The organism is Paenibacillus sp. 01T442, from assembly GCF_056398345.1.
Genome location: NZ_JBFTPF010000147.1, coordinates 1 through 6,238, shown reverse-complemented (window position 1 = coordinate 6,238; position 6,238 = coordinate 1). Strand labels below are relative to the sequence as shown.

Annotated in this window: 8 protein-coding genes; 1 reads left to right on the top strand and 7 read right to left on the bottom strand. The window is 42.0% G+C overall.

Going from position 1 to position 6,238, the window contains the following annotated elements:
- Positions 1 to 161: 161 nt before the first annotated feature.
- The 4 genes from AC1DLM_RS34500 to AC1DLM_RS34485 form a co-directional block, all read right to left on the bottom strand.
- The gene (locus tag AC1DLM_RS34500; protein WP_235550656.1) at positions 162 to 425 is read right to left on the bottom strand and encodes a DUF3892 domain-containing protein; all 264 of its coding nucleotides are present in this window, start codon (positions 423 to 425) and stop codon (positions 162 to 164) included.
- Between the two features lie 65 nt (positions 426 to 490).
- Positions 491 to 733, bottom strand: a complete 243-nt coding sequence (locus AC1DLM_RS34495; protein WP_441991756.1) for a hypothetical protein — start codon at positions 731 to 733, stop codon at positions 491 to 493.
- A gap of 59 nt (positions 734 to 792) precedes the next feature.
- The gene (rsiV, locus tag AC1DLM_RS34490; protein ID WP_477572507.1) at positions 793 to 1,680 is read right to left on the bottom strand and encodes an anti-sigma-V factor RsiV; all 888 of its coding nucleotides are present in this window, start codon (positions 1,678 to 1,680) and stop codon (positions 793 to 795) included.
- Positions 1,681 to 1,683: 3 nt separating this feature from the next.
- The gene (locus tag AC1DLM_RS34485; RefSeq protein WP_477572506.1) at positions 1,684 to 2,193 is read right to left on the bottom strand and encodes an RNA polymerase sigma factor; all 510 of its coding nucleotides are present in this window, start codon (positions 2,191 to 2,193) and stop codon (positions 1,684 to 1,686) included.
- 155 nt (positions 2,194 to 2,348) lie between these two features.
- On the opposite strand from AC1DLM_RS34485, the gene xerS reads away from it, so the two are divergent.
- The gene (gene xerS, locus AC1DLM_RS34480) at positions 2,349 to 3,431 is read left to right on the top strand and encodes a tyrosine recombinase XerS (RefSeq protein WP_477572505.1); all 1,083 of its coding nucleotides are present in this window, start codon (positions 2,349 to 2,351) and stop codon (positions 3,429 to 3,431) included.
- A gap of 37 nt (positions 3,432 to 3,468) precedes the next feature.
- Here the strand turns inward: xerS and mgrA are convergent, their stop codons facing one another.
- From mgrA to AC1DLM_RS34465, 3 genes are all read right to left on the bottom strand, one after another.
- The gene (mgrA, locus tag AC1DLM_RS34475) at positions 3,469 to 4,458 is read right to left on the bottom strand and encodes an L-glyceraldehyde 3-phosphate reductase (protein ID WP_441992539.1); all 990 of its coding nucleotides are present in this window, start codon (positions 4,456 to 4,458) and stop codon (positions 3,469 to 3,471) included.
- Positions 4,459 to 4,639: 181 nt separating this feature from the next.
- Positions 4,640 to 5,671 carry a phosphotransferase gene (locus tag AC1DLM_RS34470; protein ID WP_441992540.1) on the bottom strand — a complete coding sequence of 344 codons (1,032 nt, stop codon included), beginning with the start codon at positions 5,669 to 5,671 and terminating at the stop codon, positions 4,640 to 4,642.
- A 24-nt stretch (positions 5,672 to 5,695) separates the two neighbouring features.
- Positions 5,696 to 6,202 (bottom strand): ADP-heptose synthase, encoded by a 507-nt coding sequence (locus AC1DLM_RS34465; RefSeq protein WP_171635912.1) that lies wholly within the window; start codon positions 6,200 to 6,202, stop codon positions 5,696 to 5,698.
- Between the last annotated feature and the right edge of the window lie 36 nt (positions 6,203 to 6,238).

Sequence of the window (6,238 nt, the reverse complement as noted above, 5' to 3'; positions counted from 1 at the left end):
TTATATCGGTGTGCTTGGCGTCCTCTACAATTATGTTGGAGGCTATTTTAAAAAATAATTTTGCAATCGCATTCAAAGTTGCTGAGATAATACTCAGCAGCTTTTTTAATGCACAAAAAAGCTGTTTACCAATGAATGGTAAACAGCTTTTCTCAAATCCTTTAAAATCGCGGTAAATTTGATAAATTATTGCTTGGGTCTCCATCTGGATAGGATCGCAAGGTTTTCTCGCCTTTCCGATTGACCCCCGTATTCGCATCTTCAATTAAATCGGCTTCGGTCATCTCAATTGCAGTCTGGACATCGACCACTTGGCCATTTTGAAATTGAACAGCCCCAATACTTCCATTTTCATAATGTACGGATTGGATCATGGCTTTATTCGGATCAATCGTATGTGGACCACTATTACGACGTCGCGGCATAATGTCTCCTCCTCTATCTTCCTGCAAGTTGTTCAACCCCACGAAAGTGGGGTCACATTATAGCTTCATTCAGACTGTGTAGACTCACTCTGCGATTTAATTTCCTGCTTCAGATCTTCTGTTTTCTGCTGCGCTTGCTTGATTTGAGATTGAAGATCCTCTAACTGCTGCTCGGCCTCCGTAAGTGCCGCTGCTGTAGCTTGTGAATAGATTTGCTGAGCAACCTGCAAGGTTTGTTCGGCTGCTTGCTCTGCTTTCTGGGCAACATCTTTGATTTGCGCTAAACCAAGTTCCTTTTGTTGCGGCATGGTAATACCCCCAGCTGATGTTTTGCATACCCAATTAATGTAGGCAACCTAGTCCTTTTTTATTCGGGCAAAAGATAAGCATGTGTACTTAATTGATCAGCTAAAAGGTTGGTCGGTATGATGAATTCCGGTGTCCCCATATAACCTGGTGTAACCTCATATTTCTGAAACACAATGACAAGCTTGCCATCCTTATTAATATAGAAGCTTTGATCTTTATTAATGGAACTAAAATAAAACTTCACATCATTCGGAACACCCTCTACCCAATAAATTTTAGCTGGATCATCTTTCATCCGTTGTATCATTTGCGCTTTAATATAATCACTGATCACTTGAACATATCCTTCATCCTTAAATAAGCTCGGTAAGGTGATTAGCAACTGATTTTTCTTATCAATCGTGTCATATTGAAAGGTTGTGGACGAAGAACCCACTGTGTTGACAACATATCTGCCCACCGCTAAGATTTGATCATTGTCGGCTTTTACAATATAACCACTATCTACCCCAAGGTGTCCCTCTAATCCACTTGCTTTCATCTTCTCAATGTCGCTCATGAAATCCGTGTAGAGATTCTTGCTCTCTTCCAAGTATTTCGTATTTAGGGATTCCTCTAACGCTTTATTATCCAAATTCGTGATGACGGGGACTTCTACTTTTGCTTTATGTGCACCATCGTCATATAGGTATTCTCGGAAGGTCAGCACTTTGATCAGTTTGCCAACGACGGGCATCTCCGCTAACGAATGAGCGAAAGCTGGGCTCGTATTAAGACCCGCAACAAATACAATTACTGCAGCCGCGACAGCTACTGATGACCATTTCAGATTAGTCCTAGGCTTTTTTCTATGTTGTTTTATCGCTTGATTGACTATGAAATCGAGTTCTTCAGGAATGGGGATGTCCATATAGGTTTGTTTCATTTGTTCTAGCTTCTCATCCATGGGTTAGTTTACCTCCACAAGCGTATCATCGTTCATTTTTATCCGTAAAAGTTTAAGTGCTTGGTAGAGCCGAGTCTTGATCGTGCTCGAGTTTTCTTTTAACACATCCGCAATTTCATCGATCTTCAAATCTTCAAAATAACGAAGCGTAATCACACTGCGATACATAGTCGGCAAATCTTCCAGCGCTCTCTCCAAGTCAATATTCGTATAGGCATCTTCACTGCCAGGCGTTATCGCTTCGATCGTCACATCATCCATGACGGTAAGCTTCTTATGTTTACGCAAGAAATCTAATGAGGTATTGACGACAATTCGGTAAAACCAGCTTTTAATGGCTACATGGCTTTTCAACGAATCTGCTGCTGCAAAAGCTTTCTGAATCGCCTCTTGCACGATGTCTAGTGCATCCTCTTGATTTTTCACATAACTATAGGCGAGTCGATATACATGCTCCTTATGTTCCGTTATACAGGTAATAAGTTCGGTTTCTAGCTTCCTATTCTTAGTCATATCGTTGATGACGCTCCTTTTACCGCGCGGTTAATCAGAATTAAATCATGTTGTAGCTAAGACGTTTAAGGGTGCCAAATAGTTTGATTGGGATGCCTACCAATTTAGGGAATCCACTGGTATACTAACAGCAAGACGCTTATGAGGTGAACCGTATGAATATTATTAAAGTCAAAGACCGCCATGAGTTAGATCGACGAGTCCCTTCGATGCCTTGGTATATTGAGAAATTTATTAATTATAAGCTTCCTGATCTTTCACCTTCATCACTACTTGAATATGTACGTGATTATGAAATTTTTCTCTCCTGGCTTCTTGCCGAAGGTTTAAGCACGGCAACCGTCATGAATCAAGTTCCACTTGAGGACTTAGAGCGATTACATATGGACAGTGTTAATAATTTTCGCATGTTCCTTGCAACTCGTAAAGCACAAGCTAATGGTAAAACTACAATTAACCGCAAATTGTCTGCGCTGCGCTCCTTATTTCATTATTTGAGTCAAATTGCCGAAGATGATAACTTCTACCCGCTTCTGAAACGAAATGTGATGGCGAAAGTGGAAATTAAACGTGCTCACAAGGCCAAAGACAGTGCAGCGAAGCTCGAAGGCAAATTGCTGCAGGAAGAAGAAATTGCCGAGTTCATTGCTTATGTAAAGGAAGGCTATGAGCACGATGTAGCAACGAATAAACAAGCTCTATATGCGTATGAGTTAAATAAAGTCAGAGATGCCTGTATCGTTACGCTAATCCTCAATTCAGGACTTCGTGTATCTGAGGTGTTCAACCTAAACGTTGATGATATCGATATGAAATTGAAGCTTGTCCATGTGTATCGAAAAGGTAAAAATGACGATACGTTCAAAACGCCAGTTTACTTCCGGCTCGATGCCATTCAAGCCATCACGGATTACTTAAGTATTCGCTCTTCCCGATACAAGCCAGCAAAAAAAGAAAAAGMCCTCTTCATCGCCATGGCCAATGGCAAAAAAGAAGGCGAACGTATGACGAAGCGAGCCATTCAAGAGCTTGTGATCAAATATGCGAAAAGGTTTGGTAAGCCGTACTTATCTGTACATAAATTGCGACACTCGTTCGCCACCGACTACTACCTACAGAACGACTTGTACAAAACGCAAGAGCAGCTTGGCCATGCTTCCCCTGAGACCACGCAAATCTATGCGCATCTCACGGATCGTACGATGTCTGAAGCGATTGATAAGCGCGCGGAGTCTTAATTTGGTTTGTTTGGCTTTTTATTATTCAACTTTGCTTCTACTTCAAGATTTTTTCAATCGCTGCCAATTCCTCTGGAGCAAACGCCAGATTTTTAAGTGCGGCAACATTCTCCTCAATTTGTGATACGCGGCTTGCACCAATCAAAGCTGACGTAACACGTTCGCCGCGCAGCACCCAAGCCAGCGACATCTGCGCTAAGCTTTGACCACGAGAGCTCGCCAATTCGTTCAGTTGAATGATTTGGTTGAGCTTTTCTTCTGTGATGTCTTTTTCTTTCAAGAATTGGCTCTTGCCGCCAGCTCTCGAATCAGCAGGAATTCCGTTCACGTATTTATTCGTTAGCAAGCCTTGAGCAAGCGGGCAGAACGCGATACTTCCAACACCGAAATCATCCAGCACATCTTGTAAGCCATCCTCGATCCAGCGGTTCATCATACTGTAAGCTGGTTGGTGAATAAGAAGCGGAGTACCTAAACCTTTAAGAATGGAAGCAGCTTCTATGGTTTGCTCAGCCGTATAATTAGAAAGTCCAACATAGAGCGCCTTACCTTGACGTACGATTAAATCCAAAGTCGCCATTGTTTCTTCGAATGGCGTGTTCGGATCTGGACGGTGAGAGTAGAAAATATCGACATAATCTAGGCCCATTCTTTTCAAACTTTGATCTAAGCTCGACACCATGTTTTTCTTGGATCCCCACTCACCATAAGGACCTTCCCACATGTGGTAACCCGATTTAGTCGAGATGATGATTTCATCGCGATAAGCCCCRAGGTCACTTTTAAGTACACGGCCCATCAATTCCTCTGCTGATCCTGGCGGCGGCCCGTAGTTGTTCGCTAAGTCAAAGTGGGTAATCCCCAAATCAAATGAACGAAGCARCATAGCTTTTCCGTTCTCATGTAAATCTAACCCTCCGAAATTATGCCACATGCCAAGTGAAATAGCTGGAAGCTTGAGTCCCGATTTCCCTGTACGATTATATTTCATTTCAGCATAGCGTGTTGAACTTGCTTGATAGACCATGATAGTCCTCCTTCATATTTCTAAGTAACTTAATTATTAGGCAAGAAACCTATGTATTCACTAAAGTTTTCACAAATATCCTGCTTCCTATGTACCAGTATAGTTCAAGCCTATCAACAAAAAAAGAACTGAAAAAAACGTGTCTTACTCACCTTAAGGTTAGTATGGCACGCTTTAGTGATTAATTCAGATCGAAACGCAACAAAGTATTGTGCTCTTGGAGCCATTTCGTTTTCTCATAGGTATTGCCAAGAATATCGACCAACACACCTTGCGGATCTACCCCATCCAAGTATCGTCCTAGGAAATGAATGAACACATCTAGTCTACGAAGCTCGATTAACAAAGGTAATATCCTGATTTCCTCTTGTGATAATTGGACAAATTGACGGTAACCGTCATAAAACGCTTTGCTATTCCTTCTGAGTCTATCCTCGGGAAGCATCGGATCAATTAGATCAGATAAACAAACAGCAAGTTCCATAACCCTCGCATCGATTGTTACAAATTCAAAATCGAGAATGGCTACAAAATGTCCCTCGTCATCCACCAGCATATTGGAACCGTTAATATCGCCATGAACGAGTTGATGGGGAAGTTGACGAATCGCTGGTATTGCGCTGTACAAGGCCATATAACGATTAAATATATAAGCAAGTTCGTCCTGCTGTGCGATGAAAGGCTCTGGCGGTTGCAGCGCGAACGCTCGAATCGCATCTGGCTTGCAGCTAGGATGAATATGTTCTATTTCATAGTAAGGAGAGTACTCCGGTTTATCTGCTATTGAGATCTTGGCTAAGGTTGCAGATAATTGACCTGCTGCTTTCCCCATCTCATGCAGTTGGCTTAGACTTAATTCAATTGGATTATGACCTTCTGTAAAAGTAAACAAAGCAGCAAGCTTCCCATCTTGATCGTCATCCGCTAACGTTACCACGGTTCCCCCAGTTGGCAGCTCTAGTGGCATCGGGATTTCGAAAGGAAGCTCCTCCTTCATTTCAGCTAAACGAAGCAATACATTATGCTCAAACTTAATTTTGTTCCGGTCACGATGTGTCTCATACAGTCGTAGAACATATGTACGACCCTCTACCTCAACGAATCGTGTTGTATTATTCATCCCGCCTGCACCAACACGAAGCGTCCATGTTTGGGCCCCGAACCAATTAGCCGGGAGTAATGCTAATTGTTCCTCTTTTTCAATAACTCGCATAATACCCTGAACCACCTCCTCTTCTTATACTTGGTTGTCGCCTTCTACCGCGAATTCAAAATCCTCTACATCGAAAGCCTCAACAGGTATGGCAAATTCCACTAATCGCTCAATAAAATCGAATTGATCCGTTAATAATACAGCTTGTTCTTTCAAAGCGGTCAAAATTAATTCCGTTTCGATAGGATCAAATTGATCACCATAGGCTTCATTATCTATCGCATACACAATTTTCAAGGTCACATGCTCATTTATTGGTAACGGTGGGCTTTTTCCCCATGGTATGGACAAAGCCTTTTCTATTTTTTTCTTATTAAAAGATTCCTCGAAAAATGCGATGAGTTCACCGATCATTTGTTTGACGAAGCCATCATCTTCTTGCTCTAACATAATAGGTTCAGGGCTACTATGCAGTTCATATAATTCTTGAATGGTCGTATAAGGTATCAAATAAGTCACAGGTTTTGATGGCAGCATGAGCTGGCCATGCACGGCTAACATCACCGCTTCGATAATAAACGTTTTGCTCATGGAGTCCCCCCTAATGCTACAAACATCATTCAGCAA

Excerpts from the sequence above, each read along its gene's own strand:
- AC1DLM_RS34465 (WP_171635912.1), bottom strand. The coding sequence starts at position 6,202 with ATGAGCAAAACGTTTATTATCGAAGCGGTGATGTTAGCCGTGCATGGC.
- AC1DLM_RS34495 (WP_441991756.1), bottom strand. The coding sequence starts at position 733 with ATGCCGCAACAAAAGGAACTTGGTTTAGCGCAAATCAAAGATGTTGCC.
- rsiV (WP_477572507.1), bottom strand. The coding sequence starts at position 1,680 with ATGGATGAGAAGCTAGAACAAATGAAACAAACCTATATGGACATCCCC.
- AC1DLM_RS34485 (WP_477572506.1), bottom strand. The coding sequence starts at position 2,193 with ATGACTAAGAATAGGAAGCTAGAAACCGAACTTATTACCTGTATAACG.
- AC1DLM_RS34470 (WP_441992540.1), bottom strand. The coding sequence starts at position 5,671 with ATGCGAGTTATTGAAAAAGAGGAACAATTAGCATTACTCCCGGCTAAT.
- AC1DLM_RS34500 (WP_235550656.1), bottom strand. The coding sequence starts at position 425 with ATGCCGCGACGTCGTAATAGTGGTCCACATACGATTGATCCGAATAAA.